Source organism: Mesorhizobium sp. M0243, from assembly GCF_040321775.1.
GTDB lineage: Bacteria > Pseudomonadota > Alphaproteobacteria > Rhizobiales > Rhizobiaceae > Mesorhizobium.
Genome location: NZ_JAMYSF010000002.1, coordinates 66939 through 88748 on the forward strand (window position 1 = coordinate 66939; position 21810 = coordinate 88748).

Consider the following 21810-nt stretch of genomic DNA (forward strand, 5'->3'; position numbering starts at 1 on the left):
CATCATCCGTTGGCCAAAACCGCCGGCGGACCGGCGGTTTCGTATTCGAGCGGGCAGCCGCCTTACTTGATTTTCGGCAGCTGTTCCCACTGGTGGAAGGGCGGCGGCGAAGGCAGCTGCCATTCGAGCGTCGTTGCGCCCTCGCCCCATGGGTTGGCGCCGGCGATCCGCTTCTTCTGGAAGGCCTCGAACACGCCATAGAGGAAGATCAGGACGCCGATGGCCGAGATATACGAGCCGATGGACGACACATAATTCCAGCCGGCAAACGCATCGGGGTAGTCGATGGTGCGGCGCGGCATGCCGGCGAGACCGAGGAAGTGCTGCGGGAAGAAGATCAGGTTCACGCCGACGAAGGTGACCCAGAAGTGGGTGTTGGCGATGACGGGCGAATACATGTAGCCGGTCATCTTCGGGAACCAGTAGTACCAGCCGGCGAAGATGGCGAACACCGCGCCCAGTGACAGCACGTAGTGGAAGTGGGCAATGACGAAATAGGTGTCATGCAGCGAGCGGTCGAGGCCGGCATTGGCCAGCTGGACGCCGGTGACGCCGCCGATGGTGAACAGGAAGATGAAGCCCAGCGCCCACAGCATCGGCGTCTTGAACGAAATCGACCCGCCCCACATCGTCGCGATCCAGGAGAAAATCTTCACGCCTGTCGGCACCGCGATGACCATGGTGGCGAAGACGAAATAGCGCTGCGTGTCGAGCGACAGGCCGGTCGTGTACATGTGGTGCGCCCACACGATGAAGCCGACGGCGCCGATCGCCACCATGGCATAGGCCATGCCGAGATAGCCGAACACCGGCTTCCTCGAGAAGGTCGAGATGACGTGACTGATGATGCCGAAGCCCGGCAGGATCAGGATGTACACTTCAGGGTGACCGAAGAACCAGAACAGGTGCTGGAAGAGGATCGGGTCGCCGCCGCCATCCGGCGCAAAGAAGGTGGTGCCGAAATTGCGATCGGTGAGCAACATGGTGATGCCGCCGGCCAGAACCGGCAACGACAGCAGGAGCAGGAAGGCGGTGATCAGCACCGACCAGGCAAACAGCGGCATCTTGTGCAGCGTCATGCCAGGCGCGCGCATGTTGAAGATGGTGGTGATGAAGTTGATGGCGCCGAGGATCGACGACGCACCGGCAATGTGGATCGACAGGATCGCCAGATCCATGGCCGGCCCGGGCTGGCCCGAGGTCGAAAGCGGCGGATAGAGCGTCCAGCCGCCACCGACGCCAAAGGCGCCCGGCGCGCTCGGCACGAACATCGAGGTGAGCAGCAGGATGAAGGCCGGCGGCAACAGCCAGAAGGAGATGTTGTTCATGCGCGGGAACGCCATGTCGGGCGCGCCGATCATGATCGGGACCATCCAGTTGGCGAAACCGCCGATCAGCGCCGGCATGACCATGAAGAAGATCATGATCAGGGCGTGCGCGGTGGCGAAGGCATTGTACATGCTCTTGCCGCCGTCGATCGCGGCGTCACCGTTCATGCCATAGACCATCTGCGCCAGGCCGCTGAAGATCTGGATGCCAGGCTCCTGCAGCTCCATGCGGATGGCGACCGACAAGGCACCGCCGATGATGCCGGCCATGATCGCGAAGATCAGGTAGAGCGTGCCGATGTCCTTGTGATTGGTCGAATAAACCCAGCGGACCCAGCCGTGATAAGGCTTGTGGTCGTGCCCGTCGTGAGCTGCAGCGTCTGCCATGTTCCGCTCCGTTCCCTAAATCTTGCTAACCCGCGGCATCAGTTGCCGGCGGCCGCTACCTTGTTCTGGCCGTCGACCTCGGCCATCAGCGTCTTGTTGGCGCCGGGCAGATCGGTCTTGGCTGCCGCCAGCCAGGTCTTGAACTGCGCGTCGGAGACGACGCGGATGGCGATCGGCATGAAGGCATGATCCTTGCCGCAGAGCTGCGAGCACTGGCCGTAAAAAATACCTTCCTTCTCCGCCTTGAACCAGGTCTCGTTGGTGCGGCCCGGAATGGCATCGATCTTGATGCCGAACGACGGCATGGCAAAGGAGTGGATCACGTCGGTCGCGGTGACGAGCACGCGGGTCATGGTGTTGACCGGCACCACCAGTTCGTTGTCGACGGCCAGCAGGCGCGGATAGACCTTGCGGTCCTCCTTGCCGGCGCCGGCCCGATCACCGTCCTGGAGGATCGCGGAGTTGAAGGAGAGCGTGTTTTCGGTCTGGTACTCGTAGTCCCAGTTCCACTGGTTGCCGGTCGCCTTGACGGTCAGCTTTGCTTCTTCCGGCGGCGTATATTGCGCGGTCAGCAACTGGAACGAGGGAATTGCCAGGCAAAGCAGGATGACGACCGGACCGACAGTCCAGATCACCTCGATCAGCGTGTTGTGGCTGGTCTTGGACGGAACCGGGTTCGCGCTCGCACGGAATCTGACGATGCAATAGGCTAGAAGAAGCAGCACCAGGATGGTGATCGGGACGATGAACCACATTGTGTAGTTCCCGAACCACTCGATCTGCCGCATCATGTCGGTCGCCGGCGCCTGGAAGGTTGTCTCCCAGTTCTTGGGCTGGTCGGCATGGGCGGATGCGCCGGCGAAAAACGTGATAGCGGCACAAGCACTTAGAAACTTGGCACTTGCTGGAACCTTGGCGTTTGCCAGGAAATTTCTCATCGCCCTCATCGTCTCCCAGTTCCTCGCTGCGGTACCCACGAGAATAACGAACAATGCCGGGACGGGAATCCCGACAGTTTCAAGCTGGTTCAAACCATACTCTTTTTCCCTCCGCAAGAAAGGAGCGGACGAAACCGTGCGGCATTTTTGCGCGCAAGCCCGGATGTGCCTTTGGCGGCAGCCGCGGCAGCACCGAATCGCCTACAGTGAGCCCGCAGCAGCATTCCCGCGGGCCGCACGTGCCGAACGTCGCAATTCGGGCGAAATTGGCAGGGAAAAGCGCCCTATTGGCTTTTTCGGGGCAGACCTGGTGCGGTCTCGTCCTTTACTTGGCTTTGGCGCGGCTTAAAGTGCCGTGATTCGCAATGGAGCCGTCATGAATTACTGGCTTTCGAGAAACTCTCGGTTTTCGAGAAACTGGGCGAAGGTCATCTTTCTCGCCGCCCTGTCTGGCATCGGCTTGTCCGCGATCGTGTCCGGCACGGCCAACGCCGCGCAGCCGAGCGGCACCGTGCGCTCGACGCATGGCGCATGGTCGATCATCTGCGACACACCGGCCGGCGCCACCTCGGAACAATGCGTGATGATGCAGAACGTCGTCGCCGAGGACCGTCCCGAGATGGGACTGTCGGTCGTGGTGCTGCGCACCGCCGACAACAAGGCGGAGATCCTGCGCGTGCTGGCGCCGCTCGGCGTGCTTTTGCCCAACGGGCTCGGCCTCAATGTCGACGGCAAGGATATCGGCCGCGCCTATTTCGTGCGCTGCTTCCAGGACGGCTGCTATGCCGAGGTCATTCTCGAAAAGCCGCTTCTCGACACGCTGAAGACCGGCACGTCGGCCACCTTCATCGTCTTCCAGACCCCGGAAGAAGGCATCGGCATCCCGGTCGACCTCAAGGGTTTTGCCGACGGCTTCGCCGCGCTCCCCTGACAGCCCGGCGACATCACCGACTTCATCAACCAGAAGTGACATCGGCGGGCTGCTGGCAAACCGCTTTTGTCTTCACAATGCGGCAGAACGATTGTCTCGGCGCACCTTCGCGCCTACATCGTGGCAAAGACCCATTCCTCCTGTGAACGGACGCGCCATGAACAGCCTGATCGGCCAATTCGACATTTCAGACGATCGCATCAAGCAGATCGTCGCTGAGACCATCAACGGCGCCGATGACGGCGAGCTGTTCCTCGAATATAGCGAGAGCGAAGCGTTGATGTTCGACAACGGCCGGCTGAAGACCGCCAACTTCAACACCGACCAGGGTTTTGGCCTGCGTGCGGTTGCCGGCGAAGCCAGCGGCTATGCCCATTCCAGCGACCTCTCCGAAGCTTCGCTGCTGCGCGCGGCCGATGCCGTTTCAACCGTCAAGGGCGGTTATTCCGGGACGCTTGCCGCCGCACCCGCCCGCACCAACCGCCATCTCTATGGCGAAGAGAACCCGATCCCCTCGCCTTCCTTCGAGGCCAAGGCAAAGCTCTTGCAGGAAATCGATGCCTGGCTGCGCGCCGAGGATCCGCGCGTGCGGCAGGTTTCGGCATCGCTCGCCGCATCCTGGCAGCATGTCGAGATCGTGCGCGCTGATGGCCAAATGGTGCGCGACATCCGCCCGCTGGTCCGCATCAACGTCTCCGTCGTGGTCGGCGATGGTGACCGCCAGGAGAGCGGCTCCTACGGCATGGGTGGCCGCAAGGCGTTTGGCGAATTCCTGGTCGAGGACAGCTGGAAGCACGCCGCCAAGGAGGCGCTCAGGCAAGCTCTGGTCAATCTCGAGGCCATACCGGCCCCGGCCGGCACTTTCGACATCGTCTTGTCCAGCGGCTGGCCGGGCGTCATGCTGCACGAGGCCGTCGGCCATGGGCTGGAAGGCGATTTCAACCGCAAGAAGACCTCGGCCTTCGCCGGCCTGCTAGGCCAGCAGGTCGCCGCCAAGGGGGTGACCGTCGTCGACGACGGCACGATGCCCGAGCGGCGCGGCTCGCTGACCGTCGACGACGAAGGCACGCCTTCGGCCCGCAATGTGCTGATCGAAGACGGCAAGCTGGTCGGCTACATGCAGGATCGCCAGAACGCCCGGCTGATGGGGATGAAAGCAACCGGCAACGGCCGCCGCGAAGGCTACGCACACCAGCCGATGCCGCGCATGACCAACACCTATATGACATCAGGCGACATGGAGCCGGACGAAATCATCGCCTCGGTCAAGACCGGCATCTATGCCGTCTCCTTCGGTGGAGGCCAGGTCGACATCACCTCGGGCAAATTCGTGTTCGGCTGCACCGAGGCCTACATGATCGAGAACGGCAAGGTGACGCAGCCGATCAAGGGCGCGATGCTGATCGGCAACGGCCCGGACGCCATGCACCGCGTGTCGATGATCGGCAACGACATGAAGCTCGACACCGGCATCGGCATGTGCGGCAAGGCCGGACAGGGCGTGCCCGTCGGCGTCGGCCAGCCGCATCTGCGCATGAATCAGATGACGGTCGGCGGCACGCGGGTCTGATGCGATGGCCACTGGAGAAAAATCCGTTGCCTCCAGTTCAACCGACGATCAGGTCACACGGCCTGCTCCGGTCTTTCCCCCAACGCGACCCGAGGATGTGTTCGGGTCGCTGCCCAACAGAGGCAAGTCGAAAACATTGAGACAAATGAAAACGGGCGTGCTCGCGGAAGCACGGCGTCGCCAAACCAGCGAATGATCTACCGCCTCTTCTTCGGCTTCTCCAGCAGCGCCACTGCCTCGACATGCGGCGACCACAGGAACTGGTCGATCGGGGTGACGCTTTTCAAGGTGTAGCCACCGTCGAGCAGGATGCGCAAATCCCGCGCGAGCGTCACCGGATTGCAGGACACCGCCGCAACGTAGGGAACATCCGAGCGGGCGATCTGCTTCGACTGGTCCTCGGCGCCGGCGCGTGGCGGATCGAACACCAGACCGTCGAACGCATTCAACTCCTTGAACGTCAGCGGCCGGCGGAACAGGTCGCGGCGTTCGCCCGTCACCCGCTTCAGGCCAGTGGCGAAGCGTGATCCCCGGTCGAGCGCCGAAAGGGCTGCCGCATCACCCTCCACCGCATGGACTTCAGACTTCGCGGCCAGGCGCAGAGCAAAACTGCCGCAACCGGCGAAAAGATCCGCCACCTTCTTGGCACGCTTCAGATGCCCGCCGACGATATCGGCCATCGCCTGTTCGGCGGCCTCGGTTGCCTGCAGGAACGCGCCCGGGGGCAAGGCGACAGCGACGCTGCCGAACATGACGACCGGCTTCCTCGGCTCGATGATGATTTCGTCATCGATGGATAGCCTGGCAAAGTCCTGCGCCATGACGAAATTGGCCGCGATACGGCGCTGGTGCTCGCCGAGCTTGCCGGATTCGTGAACCGCGACATCGAGCCCCGAACCGGTCACGGTGACCGTCATGCGGAACGACTTGGTGGTGGCGCAGACCAATTCGGCGAGCGCCTTCAAGCGATCGAGCGCGGCAACGATCTCAGGCAGCGAGATCGGGCATTCCGATATGGCGATGATCTCTGGCGACAGATGGCGATGGAAGCCGAGCAGCATGCCTGTATCGGTGCGCCGGGCGGCAAGCACGACACGGCGCCGCGTCTGCGGCGCGCAGGCGACCAGTTCGCCGATCTCGCAATCGATGCCCTTGCCCTTCAAGGCGTGCACCACCTTTTCGCGTTTCCACTGGTGATAGGCTTCGGCTTCGAAATGCTGGAGCGCGCAACCGCCGCATTCGGTAAAATGGCGGCAGGCGGGATTGATGCGCAGCGGCGATGCTTCCAGCACCGCCATCAGCATGGCGCGATCCCTTTCGCGCGCGGCGGTGACCGTTTCACCGGGCAGTGTGAAGGGAATGAACAGATCGCCTGTCTCGGTTTCGGCGATACCGTCACCCTGAGCGCCAAGTTTCCTGATGCTGAAGCGCGCGCTCATCGGTCCTTGATCCCACCGAGCAGGAATTCGCGATTGCCGTCGCCGCCCTCGATCGGCGACAAATGCAGCCCCAGCGAGCGCCAGCCGGGAACGGAGTCCAGCCAATCCTGCAGCAGGCCGGCGACACGGGAGGCGTCGTAGGGATCTTTCAACAGACCACCCTTGCCGATCGCATCACGGCCCGCCTCGAATTGCGGCTTGACCAGAAACACGGCCTTGGCGCCAGCCTTCGCCAGACCCAGCGCCGGCGGCAGCGCCAGTTTCAGCGAGATGAAGCTGACGTCGGACACGATGAAATCCGGAATACGCCCGCTGAGATCGGCGAGGGCGAGGTGGCGGGCGTTCAGCCCTTCGATCACCGTCACACGCGGGTCGCCGCCGATATCAGGATGCATCTGGCCATGACCGACATCGACGGCGGTGACATGGGCCACACCGCGCTCGAGCAACACCTGGGTGAAGCCGCCGGTCGAGGCGCCGATGTCGAGCGCTTCGCGGCCGGCAGGGTCAAGGCCGAAATGATCGAGCCCACCGATCAGCTTGAGTGCCGCGCGCGACACATAGCCTTGCGCCGGATCATCGATGGTAACGTGGCATTGCGGCAAAACGCTCTGGCCGGGCTTGCGCGCTATGACGCCGTCAACGGTCACCGTGCCGCGCTCGACCGCGTCGCGGGCACGTGAGCGGCTGGCAAACAGCCCGCGCTGGACGAGCAGGTCGTCGAGCCGCTGGCGTGCGCTGGCTGGCAAAGGCGAATTCATCGGCCTTCATGGCGAAAGCCGACGACGATGGCAAGAGCGCCAGATGGAAGCATTTCGTCTCCCGTTCCATCGTCACACCCAGCATCTTGCACCGTGACGATGGTGAGGCGTTCCGCCCCGCCGACCATCCTTATGAATATCCATGCGTTACGCCCGTTGAGACGGATGACCGCCGAAGCATGGGGCCTCGCCGCCTGCGGATAAATACCAAACACAAGCCTCATGATTTCTTAACCAATTTTCATCGCATTTGCTTGAGGACTTCAATGTTATGACCGCGACGACCGGAAAACCCGGATGGAGAGGCGGCAACCTTGGAAATGGCCAGCGATATCGTCTACAAGGCTCTTGACCGGATTTCCGGCGCCGGCCTGCTGGCGACCGGACTTCTGTTGCTGACTGCTTTGGTCAGCGCCCTGGTCGCCTACTGGCGCACGGTCGAGAAAAAGAGCTGGAAAGAGTTCTTCGAGTTCGCGGTCCCGCATGAGGTCATCACGCACCCTTCGGCGAAAGCCGACCTTTTGTTCTGGGTGACGCGGAAGGCGCTGATGCCATTCCTCATGCTGCCCGCCGGCGTCGTCTTCGTCAGCGCCGTCGGCTATGCGACGAACTGGTTGCTCTCCACGCTGCTGGCAATCCAGCCGCCCCTGATCGAAGGACCGGCAGGGCCGGTGACGGTGACGATCTTCACCATCACCATGCTGCTTGCCTACGACATCTCGTATTATCTCTATCACGTCGCCCAGCACCGCTACCCGGTGCTCTGGGAACTGCACAAGGTGCACCATTCGGCCGAGGTGATGGTCGGCATCACCAAGGATCGCGTCCACCCGCTCGACGAATTGATGAACCGGGCCTGGGACGGCGTCATTCCCGGCATCTGCTTCGGCATCTGGTCGCTGGTGTCGCTGAACCTCGTCGAGCTGACGGTCTTCGGCGTCAACGTCTACATCATACGCAACATCCTGATGATGGATTTCGTCAGGCACACGCATTTCAAGATCTCGTTTGGACCATTGAACAATCTGATCCTGTGTCCGCACTGGCATCAATTGCACCACAGCACCGACCCGCGCCACTACGACAAGAACTTCGGGCTGCTCTTCTCGTTTTGGGATCGGCTCTTCGGAACGCTATGCGTTCCCAGACCCGACGAGGACTTCAAGTTCGGTTTGATCGAACGCAACGTGCGCGACTACCAGTCGCTCGCAGGCCTCTATGTTCTGCCGCTGAAGCGGATGTGGCGGCAGATCGCCAGACATTTCCGCACCGACAAGCCCGAGCCACAGCAATCGCCGCAAGGGGGCAAGCCATGAACGGACCCGCCGTGTTCCGGATGCCGCGAACGCACCGGATCGAAATTGCAACCTCGCCAGCGCGGCTGGCAGAAATCGCACCCGCCTGGGCAGCGCTCTGGCAACGCGCCGGCGGCCTCGTTTTCCAGCATCCCGACTGGATCTCGGCCTGGTGGCACACCACACCGCATCAGGACCGCCGCGGTCTCAGGATCGGCATGGTCTGGAGCGGCGAGCGCCTCGAGGCCGTCATTGCGCTCGCGACCTTCTGGCGCTCGGGCATCCGTATGCTGGAATGGGCGGCGAAGGATCACTGCGACTATGGCGATGTCCTGCTTGCTCCCGATGCCGAGCCACAGATCCTGCCGCAACTCTGGCAACATATCCTCGACGATGGCGGCTTCGATCTTGCCTACCTCAATCGTCTGTTGCCCGATGCCCGATTTCGGACCCTGCTCGGTCCCGCCGCCCCAGGCCAAGACAATATCTTGCAGCCAAGCCACCGCAGCGAGGTCAGCTATCGAGTTTCCGGCGCCGGGCAACGCGGCGCACAATGGTTTGAAAGCCAGTCGAAGAAAACCCGGCAAAACTATCGCCGTGGCTACAAATTCATGGAGGAAGGCGGCGCGCTGCGTTTCCGCCTGATGGATGCGCACGAAGCCCGCGAGCCGGTGCTGGAGCGCGTCGCGGCACTGAAGCGGGTATGGCTTGCAAAACACGGCCGCGTTTCGGACCTCTTCGACGAAGGTTCCCCCGCGCTGGCGGCACTCATATCCGTTCTTGCCAAGCTTGGATTGCTGCGCATCTTCGTGCTCGAACGCGAAGACGAGATCATCGCCATCTCGATCAATTTCGAGCAGCATGGAACGATGATGGCTTTCGTCACCACCTATGATCCGGCCTTCGAACGGGCCTCGCCGGGCATGGTCTTGATGATGGATTACATCCAGTGGTCGTTTGACCGGGGCTTGGCCACGATCGATTTTCTCTGCGGCGGCGAGGATTTCAAGCGCCGCTTTGCGACGCATTCGGTGACCTTGTCGTCAGTGGTGGGTGGACGAAACCTGCGCGGACGCCTAGCCGCCCTGGCAGACCGCGCCCGCCACGCGGCGCAATCCTGGCGCCCCGAGAAACCGGCGCAACAAGCGGAGTTGGTGGCGGCGGAGTAGCATTGCCAGCGCCTTCTTAGATCACCCGCACAGCGGCAAGCACGATGAAACGATCGGGCAATCCCGATCAAGGCTTGCTGCTCTCCAGCTCAGAATACGCTTTGCGGAACCGGACGCTCGACGGCTGGAGACAACCCATCCTCACGCCCTCCCGAAGCTTGCTCGCGTGCAGGCTCGATGGCAACCGCAGGCGCGGGAACAGGGGCCGGCAGAACCACCAATTGCGGCACCTGCTTGAATGAAAAGCCGCCGCGGATGTCGCCCATCTTGCCAGCGACGATGCCCATCGCCGCCTTTTCGAGGCTGCGATCATAGCGCGTTTCGGCTGTGGCCGGCGCGACGATGACGGCGCAAAGCGCTGCACCGCACAGAAGCGTTTTCATTGTTGTTGTCTCCCTGCCTGATCACGATCTAGCAGGGCGCCATTGAAAAACGGCCAACAGACACGGTAAGCAAAGCGCCAAACGTCAGCGTAAACAACGCGTTAAGATCGTTGGCCGGCAAACCGATTCAAGTCATTGAGACTTTGATTCAGGCGCGCTGGGCGTGGACTGTGTGCCCGAGTGCCACGAACACGGTGCGCACGATGCCGGCGGCATCGAGCCCGGCATCGGCATACATCTTTTCCGGCTTGGCGTGGTCGGTGAACGCGTCGGGCAGCACCAGCGGACGCACCTTCAGGCCGCTTTCCAGCAGGCCCTCATGGGCAAGGAACTGCAGCACGTGGCTGGCGAACCCGCCGACGGCGCCCTCCTCCACCGTCACCAGCACCTCATGCGAGCGGGCCAGCCGCCGGATCAGATCCTGGTCGAGCGGCTTGGCGAAACGGGCGTCGGCGACCGTGGTGGACAGCCCGGCAGCCCCTAGCTCCTCGGCGGCGATCAGGCAATCCTGCAGCCGCGTGCCGAAGGACAGCAGTGCTACCTTGGTGCCCTCCTTGACGACGCGGCCCTTGCCGATTTCGAGAACCGAGCCGCGCTCCGGCATGTCGACGCCGACGCCGTTGCCGCGCGGATAGCGGAAGGCGATCGGGCCGTCATCATAGCTTGCCGCGGTGCGCACCATGTGGCGCAGCTCCGCCTCGTCGGCGGCGGCCATGACGACGAAACCCGGCAGTGTCGCCAGGAAGGTGGTGTCGAAGGCGCCGCAATGGGTGGCGCCATCGGCGCCGACGAAGCCGGCCCGGTCGATGGGAAAGCGCACCGGCAATTTCTGGATGGCGACGTCGTGGACGACCTGGTCGTAGGCGCGCTGCAGGAAGGTGGAATAGATGGCCGCGAACGGCTTGTAGCCTTCGGTGGCAAGGCCCGCCGCGAAGGTCACCGCATGCTGTTCGGCGATGCCGACATCGAAGGTGCGCGACGGGAACGCTTCACCGAACAAATCGAGGCCGGTACCGCTCGGCATGGCTGCGGTGACGGCGACGATACGGTCGTCCTCGCGGCCCTCCTGGACCAGGCTTTCGGCGAACACCTTGGTGTAGGCCGGTGCGTTGGCTGGCGCCTTGGCCTGCGCGCCGGTGATGACGTCGAACTTGTTGACGCCGTGATATTTGTCGGCAGCGGCTTCGGCCGGCGCATAGCCCTTGCCCTTCTGGGTGACGACATGGATGAGCACCGGGCCTTCGCCATTGTCGCGGACGTTTTTCAGGACCGGGATCAGATGCTCCAGATTGTGGCCGTCTATCGGGCCGATGTGATAGAAGCCGAGTTCCTCGAACAGCGTGCCGCCGGTGACGTAGCCGCGTGCATGCTCGACCGCCCTTGTGATCGCACGATCCGCGCGCTTGCCGAGATAGGACGTCAGTTTCTTGCCGAAATCGCGCAGGCCGATATAGGCCTTGCCGGAGGCCAGCCGCGCCAGATAAGCGCTCATCGCGCCGGTCGGCGGCGCGATCGACATGTCGTTGTCGTTGAGAATGACGATCAGCCGTGCATCGAGCGCGCCGGCATTGTTCATCGCCTCGTAGGCCATGCCGGCAGACATGGCGCCGTCGCCGATGACGGCAATGACGTTGTTGCGGCCGCCGGAGAGATCGCGGGCGGCGGCCATGCCGAGGCCGGCCGATATCGACGTCGAGGAGTGGGCGGCGCCAAAGGGATCGTACTCGCTCTCGGCGCGGCGGGTGAAGCCGGACAGACCGCTTTCCTGGCGCAGCGTGCGGATACGGTCGCGGCGGCCGGTCAGGATCTTGTGCGGATAGGCCTGGTGGCCGACATCCCAGATCAGCCTGTCATCGGGGGTGTTGAAGACATAGTGCAGCGCCACTGTCAGCTCGACCACGCCAAGCCCGGCGCCCAGATGACCACCCGTGCGGGACACGGCGTCGACCAGCTCGGCGCGAAGCTCGGACGCCAATTGCGGCAGTTCACTTTCGGCAAGCGTGCGCAGGTCGGCCGGGATGCGGACCTTGTCGAGAAGCGGCGTATGCGGCGTTGCGTTCACGGTGCTCGGGCTTTCGGTTGATGGGCGAATAGGCCGCCGGCCGGCGAAAGTAAATGTGTGTCAGTGACGCGGATCAGGCCCTAGTCTTTTGTCTATGCATTTCGTTCTGCCACTTTTGGGTGACAGGGCATCAGCTTTCCGGCAGCGGAATAAACTCTTCCTCGTCTCCGGGAACGATGTCGAAGCGGCCCGTCTTCCATTCCTCTTTCGCCTGTTCGATGCGCTCCTTGGACGACGAGACGAAATTCCACCAGATGTAACGCTTCGAACCAAGAGAGGCGCCGCCGAACAGCATGAAATGCGCCCCGGTCTGCGACGACACGACGATCTCGTCACCGGGACGGAACACCAGCAGCCGTTCGGCTGGGAATACATCACCCGAAATTGAGACCTCGCCTTCCAGCGTATAGATGGCGCGTTCTTCCGCATCGGGAGGGATTTTCACGCTGGCGCCGGGCGCCAGGCGCAGGTCGGCGTAGAGCGTCTCCGAGTCGGCCCTGACCGGGGACCGCAGTCCCTGGAAATCGCCGATGATGAGGCGCCCGTTGACGCCTTCGGCTTCGATCTCGGGAAGCCGAAGCGCTGCGGTATTCTCGAAAACCGGAGCCACCTCTTCCTTGTCGTCCGGCAGAGCCAGCCATGTCTGCAGGCCGGATACCGACATCGGCGCGCCACGCAGTTCCTCCGGCGTACGCTCCGAATGGACGATGCCGCGGCCGGCGGTCATCAAATTCACGTCGCCGGGCTGAATGACCATTTCGGTGCCGAGTGAATCGCGGTGCCGGATCTTGCCGTCGAACAGATAGGTGACCGTCGACAGGCCGATATGCGGATGCGGACGGACATCCAGTGCCTGACCGGCGCGCAGGATCGCGGGACCCATGCGGTCGAAGAAGATGAACGGCCCCACCAGCCGCCTTTTTGCCGTCGGCAGGGCACGGCGCACCTGAAAACCGCCGATATCCTTAGCGTTGGGTATGACCATCAATTCGATCTGATCGCTGGCGAAGGCATCGCCTGCCTCAGGGTCTTTCCCGGGGAAGAAGCTCATGGACTCTCCTTGTCGGTGGTCGAAGGCCGCCTGGCCGCATCAGGCAAAGCGGATCGCCGCCTTTGCCCGCAGCTTGGCCGCCACCTCTTCGCGATTACGCGGATGCTGGTGGGTTTCCAGGGAATCGAGCAGTTCGCGCGCCGAGGCGGCGATGGCTTCGACGGCATGGTCGAAGGCGTGCTGGTTCTGCTTCGAGGGTCGCGTGGTTCCGCTCAGCTTGCGGACGAACTGAAGAGCCGCGTCGCGCACCTCATCATTGGTTGCCGGCGGATCAAAATTGAACAGGGTCTTGATGTTTCTGCACATCGCTTCCGTATCTCCTCTTGTCCTTGAGCTGTTTCAATCGGAACGAGTTATATCCTCGATCATGATCATGTCCAAAAACCGGTGAGGCGAGGCCATCGTTCGGACCGAGCCTCAATCCGCGTCGAGTGGCTCCGTTCCAACCGGCTTGCCGTCGCGCGACAGCCTGATCTTCTCGACCTTGTCCTCGGCGGCCTTCAGCAGCCGGTCGCAATGCGCCTTCAGCGCCTCACCACGCTCATAGATCTTGATCGACTGGTCGAGCGGCACGTCGCCACGCTCCAGATCATCGACGATCTTCTCCAGCGCATCGAGTGCCTGCTCGAAGCTCATCGCCTTGACGTCTTCGTTGGTCTCATCGGCCATCATTCATCCTTTCATCAGTCGCCCGACATGGGCGGCGACCGAAAATGCCAATCCCTGCAGATCGTAGCCGCCCTCGAGCAGGCTGACGAGCCGGTTGCCGCTGTGGCGTGCCGCGCGCTGCATCAGCTGGCCGGTCGCCCAGTCGAAATCATCCTCGGTCAGATTGATCTCGGCCAGCGGATCGCGGTGGTGCGCGTCGAACCCCGCCGAAATGATGATCAGGTCGGGCGCGAAATTGTCGAGCGCGGGCAGGACGCGCGACAGGAAGGCATCGCGAAACACTTCGCTGCCGGTCTGCGGCGCCAGCGGTGCGTTGACGATGTTGCCGGCGCCCGTTTCGGTCTTCGCTCCGGTGCCGGGATAAAGCGGCATCTGGTGTGTCGAGCAATAGAGCACCGACGGATCGTCCCAGAAAATATCCTGCGTGCCATTGCCGTGATGCACGTCCCAGTCGACGACGGCAACGCGCTCGACACCGTGTTTCTTCTGCGCATAACGCGCCGCGATCGCCGCCGTGTTGAACAGGCAAAAGCCCATCGCCGTGGTCTTTTCGGCATGATGGCCGGGCGGCCGGGCGGCGACGAAGACGTTGTCGGCGCGGCCCGAAAAGACATCATCGACGGCGGCGTTGGCGGCGCCGATCGCGGTGATCGCCGCTTGCCAGCTCTTCGGGCTGGCAGTGGTGTCGGCATCGATGCGGGCAATCCCCTCGTCGGGGATGGCGGCGCGCACGCGGGCGACGAAATCGGCGGGATGCGCGTAGAGGATGGTGGCCTCGTCGCCTTCCGGCGCCTGAATACGATCGAGCCCGGCAAAGGCTTCGTCGTCGAGCACGCGCTCGATGGCGCGTAAGCGGTCGGGCCGCTCGGGATGTCCGGGCGGCGTGAGATGCTCGAGGAAGATCGGATGGGTGTAGAGACGGGTGGTCATCGTCCTAATCTAGTGACCCGGATCGACAAAGGCCATGCACGGGCGGCCGATGACTGGGGAAAATCGCGACTGCGTCCATTCGCGTCGCCGCAGGCATTGGCCCCGCGGGCGCTTCGGCGTAAGGTCCCTGGTACTGCCTGGTGCCCGCCGCAAGCGGGAGAATCGGGAACACGGTTGAATTCCGTGGCGTGCCCAACGCTGTGAGGGGGACCGCGCCGGTAAATGCCACTGTCGATGACGGGAAGGCACCGGACGCGGGTTGATCCCGAGCCAGAAGACCGGCCTGGCAGGCATTGTCATCCGCGTGGTCAGGCGGATGGCATCAGAGCGACGTGCGTCTACTTGGACGCACAAAGTACGCTCTGTCAGTTTTGAATCTGCAATCGCAAGGGGACAAGCGATGCCGGAACACATGACCGCTGCCATTGACGATGGATTTGACCAGAATGCGCGCGATGCGGTCTACCGCGCCATGTTCACGCGGCGTGACGTGCGCAGCCATTTCCTGCCCACCGCGATCGATGACGACGTGCTGGCACGGCTGCTGCTTGCCGCCCATCACGCGCCATCGGTCGGCTTCATGCAGCCATGGAATTTCATTGTCATTCGCGATGTCAAACGACGGGCGGAGGTGCGCGACCTGTTCCTGGCCGCGCGAGAACAGGAACTGCCGGCGATCGAGGCGGAAAAACAGGCGCTGTACCGCAAGCTCAAGCTGGAAGGCATCTGCGAGAGCGCGCTCAACATCTGCATCACCTGCGACCGGCAGCGCTCGAAGGGTTCGCCGCTGGGACGCTGGCACAATCCGGAGATGGATCTCTACAGCACCGTCTGCGCGGTGCAGAATTTCTGGCTGGCCGCGCGTGCCGAGGGCGTTGGCGTCGGCTGGGTGAGCATCATCGAGGCTGAGGCGCTGAAGCGGCTGTTGGCCATTCCGGATCACGTAACGCCGGTCGCCTATCTCTGCGTCGGCCGTGTTTCCGAGTTCGCTCCCAAACCGGACCTTGAAACGCATGGCTGGGGACGGCGGCTGCCGCTGCCGGAGCTGATCATGAGCGAGACCTTTTCCGGGCAAGGCGAGACACAGCTCAAATCCACCGTGGCGCGCCTCAACACCGTTCCTGCCTCACCAGACACCATCCGCCCAGCCGATCAGGGTGTGGCGCCGGCCGTAGCCCAGCGCGAACCGCCGAAGGAGGCCAGCGCCTTGTCCTTGAGCTCCCTGAACTTCGACGATGCCTCGGCCAGCCGGGCGTCCCAGGCCGGATCGGGCACCTGGCCCGCGATGGTCTTGAAATAGACCTGCATCAGGCAGGCGATGGCGAAAGGCTCGATGAACGCCGCCTTGAATGCCCAGGCGAAGACGATGGCGAGCACAAAAGCCCAGCCGGCGAGCTGGCCAGGCATCAGGAACAGAATCGCACCGGCAGGTGCCAGCATCATCAGAAAGATGATGAACGACATGCCCCACATGATGACCGCCAGCCAGACGGCGTTCTTGACCATGACCTTGCCGTTCTGAGTATAGAGCACTACGCCTTGGCGCGCCGTCTCGAAGGGCGGGGCTGAATTGATGCGGATGTTGTAGCCGAGGATGATCTCGTCGACATAGGTCAGCGACAGGCGGATCACCGTGTTGATGAAGGAGACCAGGCCGCTCAGGCCTGGTATCGGCAGGAAGGCGGCGATACCGCCGAGCAGGCCGGTGATGGCATGGATGGCACCCTTGACGAGTCGGTCGACGACGAAAAGGATGTTGGCTTCGGCAAAACGCTGGGTGACGACATCCCTGGCGTAGGCGATCTGGTCCTGACCGCCGGGAATGTCGCGGCCGTCGATCAGATGAACCATGACGGCGATGTGGCCGGCCTTGACGACATAGAGGATGTATTCGCGGATCCAGTAGACGGCGATCGAGACGACGCCGAAACCGACCACGCCGCCCCACAGGGCAAACGACAGCGGCCCGTCGGGATCGGTGGAGATATGGCCAACGCCATAGCCGACGGAGGCGCCGGTGCCGGTTGCCATAATATAGGCCAGCGTGATGCCGAAATAGACGATCATGCGAAAGACGATGAACGGCCAGGTCCGCATCATGATGGACACCGACCGGCCGATCTCGAAATCCCACATGTGTCCCGAATCTCCGCCTCAGAGATGGTGGAAGAGGATGGACTCAACCCGGCGATTGTCAATTGCGGCCCTGACGCCAAAGGGCGACGAATTCGGGGTAACGGGTTGGTTCGGAGCCCGCCAGCGCGTTGGCTGACGGGGCATCAAACGAAAAACCCGCCTGTGCGGCCGGTCACTGGCGCAAATCAGCACCATGGACGAATATATACCTTAGCTGAGGGCATGGTGTCAAGAAAAAATTCCTATCGTGAACAGCTGCCGGCACGAAAGCTCCGGTGAGAACTTCAATTCGACTGCGGATCCGGCTTCTTCAGCAGGCCTTCAAGCAGTTGCTTGAACGCCGTCACCACCTTCTTCGACGTCGTTTCGGGGTCGTTCGAATTGGCGATCCGTTGCGCTGCCTGGCTGCTCGCTCCGATGATCAGTCGCGAGGCGGTCTCGGGGTCGAGGCTGGAGACAACGACCCCCTCCTCCTGCAGCGCGGTCAGATGGTCGGTCATTGAAGCGATGCACGCACTGGCATTCGGCCATTGCGCTGGATCCCCCAGCACGGCCGGGCCATCGCGGAACATGATGCGCTGGATTTCCGGCTCCAGCGCCATCTCGATATAGGTCGAGCACTCGTCGACGAAATGTTGCCAGCGGGTCGGTGCTCTCGACGCGACCTCATTGATGCGCGCCGCCATCTCGCCGTCAATCTGGGCTATGACCGCCTGCAACAGCCCCTTCTTGTCGCCGAAATGATGATAGAGCGCACCGCGCGTCAGCCCGGCCGAAGCGGTGAAATCATCCATCGAGGCTTCCGCATAGCCTGTTGTGCCGAAGGCATGACGGGCCGCCGCAATAAGCTTTGCGCGCGTCTCGGCGATCATCTCCTTGCGGGGTTTGTGCATGTGTCCTGGACCTATTCACATACGCTTCGTATGCTAATTGACATACGCGGCGTATGCTCTATCTAATAATCATACGCTCCGTATGTAATTGTCCAATCGTCCTTTGTCGAGGAACCAACCGATGCAAAATCCCTATGCGGAAATCTTTCGTGCCCCCGGCGCCAAGGGCTTTGCGGCCGCCGGCTTCCTAGCGCGCCTGCCGATCGCCATGGCGCCCATCGGCATCGTGGCGATGCTGTCGCAGGCGCGCGGCGAATACTGGCTGGCTGGAGCCGTCTCGGCGACATACGCGCTGGCCAACGCCTTCGTCGCGCCGCAAATATCGAGACTGGTGGACCGCCTGGGCCAGACACGAATCGTCGTGCCCACCACTATCATCGCGGTGCTGGCTTTCGCCGTCCTCATAGCGGCGGCCAACCAGGACTGGCCGGTGTGGACGCTGTTCGTGTCGGCACTCCTGGCCGCCGCCATGCCAAGCATACCTGCGATGGTGCGGGCGCGCTGGACAGAGATTTTCCGAGGACGACCGCAGATGAACACCGCATTCGCCTTCGAGTCCGTGGCCGATGAACTGGTCTATATCGCCGGGGCATCGTTATCGGTCGGCCTGAGTGCCGCCCTATTCCCGGAAGCCGGCGTTCTGGTGAGCACATTATTTCTCGCATTCGGATCAGCGGCCTTCATCCTGCAACGCTCGACCGAGCCCCAGGTGCGGCCGGTCGACCATAACTCAAGCGGCTCGGCGATCCGCCTGCGGCCGGTTCAGATCATCACGCTTGCCCTGATCTTCGTCGGCGCAACCTTCGCGACGACGGAAGTGACCACCGTGGCGATCACCAAGGAGCTTGGCCAACCCGGCGCCGCCAGCCTTGTCATCGGCGTTTATGCGCTGGGATCGTTCGTGCTCGGCATCATCGTCGGCGCGCTCAGCCTGAAGGCGCCGCTGCAACGCCAGCTCGCCATCGCAGTCGCCCTCGTCGCGCTCGGCACGCTGTTGCCGCTCGCCGCCGACACCGTGCCGCTGCTGGCGCTGACCGTGTTCATCAGCGGTGTGGCGATCTCGCCGACCTTCATCACGGCCTTCGGCCTGATCGAGCGGCATGTGCCGGAAGCGATGCTGACCGAAGGCATCACCTGGGTCATGACCGGCATCGGCATCGGCATGGCGCTAGGCTCGTTCGCGGCCGGCGCGGTGGTGGATGCGTTCGGTGCACAGAGCGGGTTCTGGGTGTCGGTGGCTTCAGGCACGATCGCGCTGGCCACGGTGCTGCTTGGCCAACGCAGCCTTGCCACGACTGAGTGCGAGATGGACGGATGTGAAGCGGCCGCGATTGCCGCGGAATAATCAGCTAGCGCCCGGCTTCGAACCGGGCGCTAGCTGCCTAGAGGATCTCGGTCTTGGCGATGCGGATGCCAAAACCTTCGAGGCCGACATAGTGGCGTTCGCGCGAGGCGATCAGGTTGATCGAGGAGATGCCGAGATCCTTGAGGATCTGCGCGCCGAGCCCGATCTCGCGCCACTCGTTTTCGCGGCGGCGAGCCTCTTCGTGATCCTCGCGGTCGCCGCTGGCCGGCCGTTTGCGTTCCTGATGCGCAACGCCGACGGAGCCTTCTCTGAGATAGACGATGACGCCGCGCCTGCGCTCACCCATCGCCTTCATGATGGCGTCGAGCCGGTGGCTGGTGCCGAAGACATCGGTCACCACATCCTCGGAATGCAGACGCACCGGGACCTCCTCGCCGTCGCGGATGTCGCCGAAGACTATCGCGACGTGATGCATGGAGTCCCACGGCAGCGTGTAGGTGAAGACCTGTGCCTTGCCGCCGAGCGTGTCGATTTCCGAGCACGCGACGCGTTCGACCAGAGTTTCCTTGCGCTGCCGGTAGGCAATGAGGTCGGCGACCGAAACCTGCTTCAGCCCATGCTCCTGGGCGAAGGCCTGCACCTGCGGGCCGCGCTTGACGGTGCCGTCATCATTGACCAGCTCGGAAATGACGCCGACCGGCGGCAGGCCGGCGAGCTTGCACAGATCGACCGCTGCTTCGGTATGACCGGAGCGCATCAGCACGCCGCCTTCGCGCGCAATCAAAGGGAAGATGTGGCCGGGCCGGACGAAATCCGAGCCGCCGACATTGCCGTTGGCAAGATTGCGAACGGTCAAAGTGCGATCTTCGGCCGAGATGCCCGTGGTGGTGCCATGCTTGAAATCGACGCTGACGGTGAAAGCCGTGGTGTGGGCGGAATCGTTGTCGGCGACCATCGGCGCAAGGTTAAGCCGCTTGGCTTCTTCGCGCGGCATCGGCGTGCAGACGATGCCGGACGTGTGGCGAACGATGAACGCCATTTTTTCGGGCGTGCAGTGGACGGCGGCGACGATCAGGTCGCCCTCGTTCTCGCGCCCGTCATCATCCATGACGACGACGATCTCGCCGCGTTCGAAAGCACGCAGGGCTTCGACGATTTTTTTCTGGTCGTAAGGCATGGGTACTCGCTTCGCTCGCAGGGGAATAAGGGAGTAGGGCAGTACGGGAGTAGGGAAAAGCAAAAAGATTTGGCCGGCCGGACTAAGAGCGCAACATATTGCCCTATTCCCCTATTCCCCTATTCCCCTCCCCGTCTGTCCCCGATGCCGCAGATAGTGGTCGGCGATCGCACAGGCAACCATTGCTTCGCCGATCGGCACGGCGCGGATGCCGACGCATGGATCGTGGCGGCCCTTGGTCATGATCTCGACGTCCTTGCCGTCCTTGTCGATCGACTTTCGCGGCGTCAGGATCGACGAGGTCGGCTTGACGGCGAAACGGGCGACGATCGCCTGGCCGGTCGAGATGCCGCCAAGGATGCCGCCGGCATTGTTGGACAGGAACACCGGCTTGCCGTCATTGCCGATGCGCATCTCGTCGGCATTCTGTTCACCGGTGATGCGGGCGGCCTCGAAGCCGTTGCCGATCTCGACGCCCTTGACCGCGTTGATCGACATCAAGCCGGAGGCGATGTCCTGATCAAGCTTGGCATAGATCGGCGCGCCGAGGCCAGGCGGAACGCCGTCGGCGACGATTTCGATCACCGCCCCGACCGAGGAGCCCGCCTTGCGGATGCCGTCGAGATATCTGGTGAAGACCGGAACGGAGGCCGGATCTGGGGTGAAGAACGGATTTTCGGCATCGCCGATGAAATTCCAGTTCCAGTTGGCGCGATCGATGGATTTTTCGCCCATCGACACCAGTGCGCCGCGCACCACCACGCCCGGAACCACCTTGCGCGCCAAGGCACCGGCCGCCACCCTGGCTGCCGTCTCGCGGGCCGAGGAGCGGCCGCCGCCACGATAATCGCGCACCCCGTATTTCACGTCATAGGTGTAGTCGGCATGGCCCGGCCGGTATTGGCGGGCGATCTCGCCATAATCCTTTGAACGCTGGTCGACATTCTCGATCAGCATCGACACCGGCGTGCCGGTGGTGATCATCGTCTCGCCGTCCTCGTCGAAGATGAAGCCAGACAGCACCTTCACTTCATCTGGTTCGCGACGCTGCGTCACGAAACGTGATTGCCCCGGCCGGCGCTTGTCGAGTTCGACCTGGATATCGTCGCGCGTAAAGCGGATGCCAGGCGGACAGCCGTCGACCACGCAGCCGAGGGCGGCGCCATGGCTTTCCCCCCAGGTGGTGACGCGGAAAAGGTGGCCGAACGTGTTGTGAGACATGGAAAGTGCCCTGCCCGGCAGCGGAGCCGGCTGAAGCCTGCCTTCTATTGGCGTTTTTCGTAGTGGTCAAACTGTCATCCCAGCCGTTTAAGTTTTGACACATTCGGCTGGTTTCTGCTTTCTTCGATCCGCCGTTGAGTATCCGCCGCCGCCATGCCGGTGCA

The 21810-nt window shown here is 62.8% G+C and carries 20 protein-coding genes, 1 pseudogene and 1 riboswitch; of the genes and pseudogenes, 6 read left to right on the top strand and 15 right to left on the bottom strand.

Features of this window, described 5'->3' with window-relative positions:
• Positions 1–62: 62 nt before the first annotated feature.
• Positions 63–1715, bottom strand: coding sequence for a cytochrome c oxidase subunit I (ctaD, locus tag NKJ11_RS02385; RefSeq protein WP_023808611.1), 1653 nt, complete (start codon positions 1713–1715; stop codon positions 63–65).
• A 38-nt stretch (positions 1716–1753) separates the two neighbouring features.
• Positions 1754–2653 carry a cytochrome c oxidase subunit II gene (gene coxB / locus NKJ11_RS02390; protein WP_127257085.1) on the bottom strand — a complete coding sequence of 300 codons (900 nt, stop codon included), beginning with the start codon at positions 2651–2653 and terminating at the stop codon, positions 1754–1756.
• 376 nt (positions 2654–3029) lie between these two features.
• Here coxB and NKJ11_RS02395 point away from each other — a divergent pair, with 376 nt between their 5' ends.
• Together NKJ11_RS02395 and tldD are read left to right on the top strand one after the other, a co-directional pair.
• Positions 3030–3584: an invasion associated locus B family protein gene (locus tag NKJ11_RS02395; RefSeq protein ID WP_023808613.1), complete on the top strand. Its 555-nt coding sequence runs from the start codon at positions 3030–3032 to the stop codon at positions 3582–3584.
• 157 nt (positions 3585–3741) lie between these two features.
• Entirely contained in the window at positions 3742–5154 is a 1413-nt protein-coding gene (tldD, locus tag NKJ11_RS02400; protein WP_352550838.1) for a metalloprotease TldD, read from the top strand.
• 197 nt (positions 5155–5351) lie between these two features.
• Here tldD and NKJ11_RS02405 read toward each other — a convergent pair whose 3' ends face one another.
• From NKJ11_RS02405 to NKJ11_RS02415, 3 genes are read right to left on the bottom strand one after another with little or no spacing between them, the layout of a single operon-like run.
• On the bottom strand, positions 5352–6593 hold the full coding sequence (locus NKJ11_RS02405) for a class I SAM-dependent RNA methyltransferase (protein WP_352792642.1): 1242 nt from the start codon (positions 6591–6593) through the stop codon (positions 5352–5354).
• Entirely contained in the window at positions 6590–7354 is a 765-nt protein-coding gene (locus tag NKJ11_RS02410; RefSeq protein WP_352792643.1) for a TlyA family RNA methyltransferase, read from the bottom strand. The genes NKJ11_RS02405 and NKJ11_RS02410 overlap by 4 nt, the downstream gene beginning before the upstream one ends.
• On the bottom strand, positions 7351–7578 hold the full coding sequence (locus NKJ11_RS02415) for a hypothetical protein (RefSeq protein WP_352792645.1): 228 nt from the start codon (positions 7576–7578) through the stop codon (positions 7351–7353). The genes NKJ11_RS02410 and NKJ11_RS02415 overlap by 4 nt, the downstream gene beginning before the upstream one ends.
• Positions 7579–7674: 96 nt before the next feature.
• On the opposite strand from NKJ11_RS02415, the gene NKJ11_RS02420 reads away from it, so the two are divergent.
• Both NKJ11_RS02420 and NKJ11_RS02425 read left to right on the top strand, forming a co-directional pair.
• Positions 7675–8670 carry a sterol desaturase family protein gene (locus NKJ11_RS02420; protein ID WP_352792646.1) on the top strand — a complete coding sequence of 332 codons (996 nt, stop codon included), beginning with the start codon at positions 7675–7677 and terminating at the stop codon, positions 8668–8670.
• 266 nt (positions 8671–8936) lie between these two features.
• Positions 8937–9818 carry a GNAT family N-acetyltransferase gene (locus tag NKJ11_RS02425; protein WP_352792648.1) on the top strand — a complete coding sequence of 294 codons (882 nt, stop codon included), beginning with the start codon at positions 8937–8939 and terminating at the stop codon, positions 9816–9818.
• An 89-nt stretch (positions 9819–9907) separates the two neighbouring features.
• On the opposite strand, the gene NKJ11_RS02430 is transcribed toward NKJ11_RS02425, so the two are convergent.
• The 6 genes from NKJ11_RS02430 to NKJ11_RS02455 all read right to left on the bottom strand — a co-directional run bounded on the left by NKJ11_RS02430 (position 9908) and on the right by NKJ11_RS02455 (position 14913).
• The gene (locus tag NKJ11_RS02430; protein WP_352792650.1) at positions 9908–10201 is read right to left on the bottom strand and encodes a hypothetical protein; all 294 of its coding nucleotides are present in this window, start codon (positions 10199–10201) and stop codon (positions 9908–9910) included.
• Between the two features lie 148 nt (positions 10202–10349).
• Entirely contained in the window at positions 10350–12263 is a 1914-nt protein-coding gene (gene dxs / locus NKJ11_RS02435) for a 1-deoxy-D-xylulose-5-phosphate synthase (RefSeq protein ID WP_352609438.1), read from the bottom strand.
• A 130-nt stretch (positions 12264–12393) separates the two neighbouring features.
• Positions 12394–13314 carry a pirin family protein gene (locus tag NKJ11_RS02440; RefSeq protein ID WP_352792651.1) on the bottom strand — a complete coding sequence of 307 codons (921 nt, stop codon included), beginning with the start codon at positions 13312–13314 and terminating at the stop codon, positions 12394–12396.
• Positions 13315–13353: 39 nt separating this feature from the next.
• A complete protein-coding gene (locus NKJ11_RS02445) occupies positions 13354–13620 on the bottom strand; it encodes a DUF2277 domain-containing protein (RefSeq protein ID WP_027035955.1) in 267 nt (88 codons plus the stop codon).
• A 111-nt stretch (positions 13621–13731) separates the two neighbouring features.
• Positions 13732–13983, bottom strand: coding sequence for an exodeoxyribonuclease VII small subunit (locus NKJ11_RS02450; RefSeq protein WP_127268720.1), 252 nt, complete (start codon positions 13981–13983; stop codon positions 13732–13734).
• 3 nt (positions 13984–13986) lie between these two features.
• The gene (locus tag NKJ11_RS02455; protein ID WP_127290880.1) at positions 13987–14913 is read right to left on the bottom strand and encodes a histone deacetylase family protein; all 927 of its coding nucleotides are present in this window, start codon (positions 14911–14913) and stop codon (positions 13987–13989) included.
• Between the two features lie 121 nt (positions 14914–15034).
• Positions 15035–15214: riboswitch (cobalamin riboswitch) on the top strand.
• A 111-nt stretch (positions 15215–15325) separates the two neighbouring features.
• Here NKJ11_RS02455 and bluB point away from each other — a divergent pair.
• A pseudogene (bluB, locus tag NKJ11_RS02460) lies at positions 15326–15943 on the top strand (5,6-dimethylbenzimidazole synthase); the annotation flags it as partial.
• A 122-nt stretch (positions 15944–16065) separates the two neighbouring features.
• Here bluB and NKJ11_RS02465 read toward each other — a convergent pair.
• The gene (locus tag NKJ11_RS02465; protein WP_352792652.1) at positions 16066–17049 is read right to left on the bottom strand and encodes a hypothetical protein; all 984 of its coding nucleotides are present in this window, start codon (positions 17047–17049) and stop codon (positions 16066–16068) included.
• 284 nt (positions 17050–17333) lie between these two features.
• Positions 17334–17942 carry a TetR/AcrR family transcriptional regulator gene (locus tag NKJ11_RS02470; protein ID WP_352628635.1) on the bottom strand — a complete coding sequence of 203 codons (609 nt, stop codon included), beginning with the start codon at positions 17940–17942 and terminating at the stop codon, positions 17334–17336.
• Between the two features lie 121 nt (positions 17943–18063).
• On the opposite strand from NKJ11_RS02470, the gene NKJ11_RS02475 reads away from it, so the two are divergent.
• A complete protein-coding gene (locus tag NKJ11_RS02475) occupies positions 18064–19287 on the top strand; it encodes an MFS transporter (RefSeq protein ID WP_352792654.1) in 1224 nt (407 codons plus the stop codon).
• A gap of 37 nt (positions 19288–19324) precedes the next feature.
• On the opposite strand, the gene ribB is transcribed toward NKJ11_RS02475, so the two are convergent.
• Complete coding sequence (gene ribB / locus NKJ11_RS02480) at positions 19325–20425, bottom strand: 3,4-dihydroxy-2-butanone-4-phosphate synthase (protein ID WP_352792655.1); 1101 nt, start codon at positions 20423–20425, stop codon at positions 19325–19327.
• Positions 20426–20536: 111 nt separating this feature from the next.
• Positions 20537–21646: a chorismate synthase gene (gene aroC / locus NKJ11_RS02485; protein ID WP_023808631.1), complete on the bottom strand. Its 1110-nt coding sequence runs from the start codon at positions 21644–21646 to the stop codon at positions 20537–20539.
• Positions 21647–21810 lie beyond the last annotated feature (164 nt).